Here is a 3,279-nt window from a genome sequence, read left to right on the forward strand (position 1 = left end):
TGCAAAGAGTATTCAATTATTGGAAAATACTTACGATGATTTATTGCCCAATTTCACTTCAGAATTATTTAATGTGGGTTGTGATGAAACCTTTGATTTAGGGCAGGGCAAAAGCAAAGACTTATGTGAAAAGATAGGTAAGGGGAAAGTCTATTACGACTTTTTAATGAAAATATACGAGCTAGTAGATCGTCGCGGTAAGAAGATGATGTTTTGGGGGGACATTCTCATTAATCATCCTGAGTTGATCCCATACCTACCTAAAGATATTATCGCACTGGAATGGGGTTATGAAGCAGATCGGCCATCTGCTGAGCACTGCAAGCAATTTAGTCAGTCTAATATCCCCTTCTATGTTTGTCCGGGCACCAGCAGCTGGAATTCCATTACTGGTCTTACAGAAAATTCACTTTCTAACCAGCTTAACGCAGCCGTGTTGGGAAAGGAATATGGTGCGATTGGGTATCTAAACACGGATTGGGGTGATCGTGGACACTGGCAATGTTTGCCGACAAGCTATGCCTCGTTTTGTTATGGGGCGGCATTAAGTTGGTGTGTAAATGAGAATAAGGAAATTGATTCTGATATTGCTACCTACCTGAATAGGTTCGTATATTTGGATAATAACAATAGAATGGCACAATTCATAATTGATTTAGGAAACTATTATCTAAAGGAAAAGAGATCGAATGCGTATCTTGGAACTGGTATCTTTAGAACGTTAAGCATCGATCAAATGACGAACTCGAATACCGATCTACATTATCTAAAATTACCAACGCTTGGAGTGGAGGATTTCGAAGGGGTAAGGGATTATGTAAGCACATTGCTAGATGAGCTTGACAAAGCTGATATGCAATGTGAAGACTCAGACATTATTGAATCCGAATACAGAAATGCAATTCGACTTATCTTACATGGTGCGAAGCTGGGATTGTTTAAGCTTGGTAGCCACGATAAGGAAGAGCGTAGAGTAATATTGGAGGAACTGACAGAGGATATAACGAGTATTACGAATGCATATAAAGAGAACTGGTTAATGAGGAATAGGAGCGGAGGGCTCGACCAAAGCATAAAAAAACTGATTGAATTGAAAAAACAATATGATGATGCATTAAATATACGATAGAACGAAAGGTCGAGAAAAATCAAGTGATTTGAGGAAGGGCAGGTTAGCTGTATTGAATATACATGCATTCAGAAATCCAGGGAAAGAATACAGGCCATCCCCATTCTGGTCATGGAATGACGCTCTTATCGAGGAAGAGCTTTTGTGGCAGGTCCAAGAGATGAAGAAGCAAGGCTTCGGCGGTTATTTCATGCACTCAAGGGTGGGCTTAAAAACCCCATATCTCTCCGATGAATGGATGGAACGGGTAAAGAGCACATTCGTCGAAGGCCAAAAGCTGGGGATGGAGACTTGGCTTTATGACGAGGATAAATGGCCAAGCGGCGCAGCAGGCGGAATTGTTACAGCCGATAATATGGAATTCAGAGCGAAATATTTATTGAAAATCGATATTGAAGCTGCTGATGTCGGATCGTATTTAGCGGATCGGAATGTCGTAGGCGTATATAAATTGTTCATGAAAGGCGAACAGCCGGAGCGGTATGAAAGAATTGTTGAGCTTGCATTAGAGAACGAACAGCAACCGCCTCACGTACAAATGGTTGCATTCAAGATGATGAGCCAAGCTCCTAGTACATGGTACAACAATGCAACCTATGCGGACTTGCTGAATCCGGAAGCCGTGCAGCGGTTTCTATCCGTCACGCACGAATTTTATGCCAGTCAATTAGGTGAGGAGTTTGGAGAATATTTACCTGGTATTTTTACGGATGAACCTCAGTTTATTGGCTCGGAAATCAACACGATGCCTTGGACAACTGAGTTTAACTCCTATTTCAAATCGCTGGAGGGCTACGACGTTGCCGATTTTCTTCCAAGCCTCTATTATGATTGTGGTGATTATCACCAAATCAGGTATGGCTACTTCAAAGCGGTAACGAAGAGATTTATTGAAGCGTTCTCGAAACCAGTATATGAGTTTTGTGGAAATAATAATCTCAAGTATACTGGTCATTATTTTGAAGAAGATACGATGTACAGGCAGGCTACCAGTGTAGGCGCATCAATGCCGCATTATGAATTCATGCACATCCCAGGCATCGATCATCTTTGCCGTCAACTAACGATTCCTACAGATATTTCTGATCATGACCAGAGCCTGCAAGTGCCCACGCCACTAACCATGAAACAGGTGTCAAGTGTGGCGCATCAGTTCGGCCGAAAGCGGGTTTTATGCGAGATATTCGGCGTAAGCGGCCACAGTATGACCTTCGAGGATCAGAAATGGCTGGCGGACTATAACTTTGTTCTTGGAATCACATTTCTTTGTCAGCATCTTGTACTGTATTCGATGGTCGGCGATCGAAAGAGGGATTATCCTCCTACGATCAGCTATCACCAGCCATACTGGGAACATTATCATCTCATGAATGATTATTTTGCCAGAGCCTCCTGGGTATGTTCTCAAGGTCATTATGTTGCGGATACGCTTGTTCTTCATCCCATAGGCTCGCTGTGGGCGACGTACACGAAGACACACCGATTCGATATCGGTAATTATGATCAGCAGATCATTGACCTAACCGTTCATCTCTTGTCGTGTCAAGTGGGCTTTGATTTCGGCGATGAGCTTATCATGGAGAATAACGCTTCAATTATCAATGAAGGTGAAGAAGCCTTCTTGACCATTGCAAGCGGGGGGAAATATAAGGTTGTAATCGTTCCGCCTTCTCTCACATGGTCAATGAACACCGTTAATCTATTGAAGCAATTTGTAGATAAGGGTGGAGAGGTTGTATTTGTCGGASAAAAACCGAAGCTTATTGACGGTAAAGAAAGCTCTGTTGAGTGGGAAGCGCTATTGCAGCAATCGAATATCTACGAAGCTAGCAATACGTATAGCGAGCTTAAATTGATGTTATCTAGAATACTATCTAGAGAAGTCAAAGTAGAAGAGTTGGAAGGTCACGGGGTCAGGGATATTTACATCCAAGCGAGGCAAGATCAGCAAAATTATTTTTATTACATCACGAATACCAGCAGAGAAACGACATCTAATATCCAAATTTCATTACCTGTAAGAGGGAAGCTAAGCCAACTTGATCTGCAAACAGGTGAAATTATAGCTGTCTTTGCCAAGGAATCCCGGAGGGGGCTGGAAATCAATACGACTTTATATCCATGCGGTAGCATTGTCTATTGCGTGGACA

General features: G+C 42.3%; 2 protein-coding genes. Both read left to right on the top strand.

The genetic code is table 11. From position 1 onward, the window contains the following. Nucleotides 1–1,129 (top strand): hypothetical protein (locus AC1DWN_RS30875; protein WP_477562685.1); only part of this gene is annotated, 1,129 nt, incomplete at its 5' end. Nucleotides 1,130–1,181: 52 nt separating this feature from the next. Then, a partial coding sequence (locus AC1DWN_RS30880; RefSeq protein ID WP_477562686.1) for a glycosyl hydrolase occupies nucleotides 1,182–3,279 on the top strand: 2,098 nt, incomplete at its 3' end.

It is taken from the genome of Paenibacillus sp. P4_A7, from assembly GCF_056402455.1.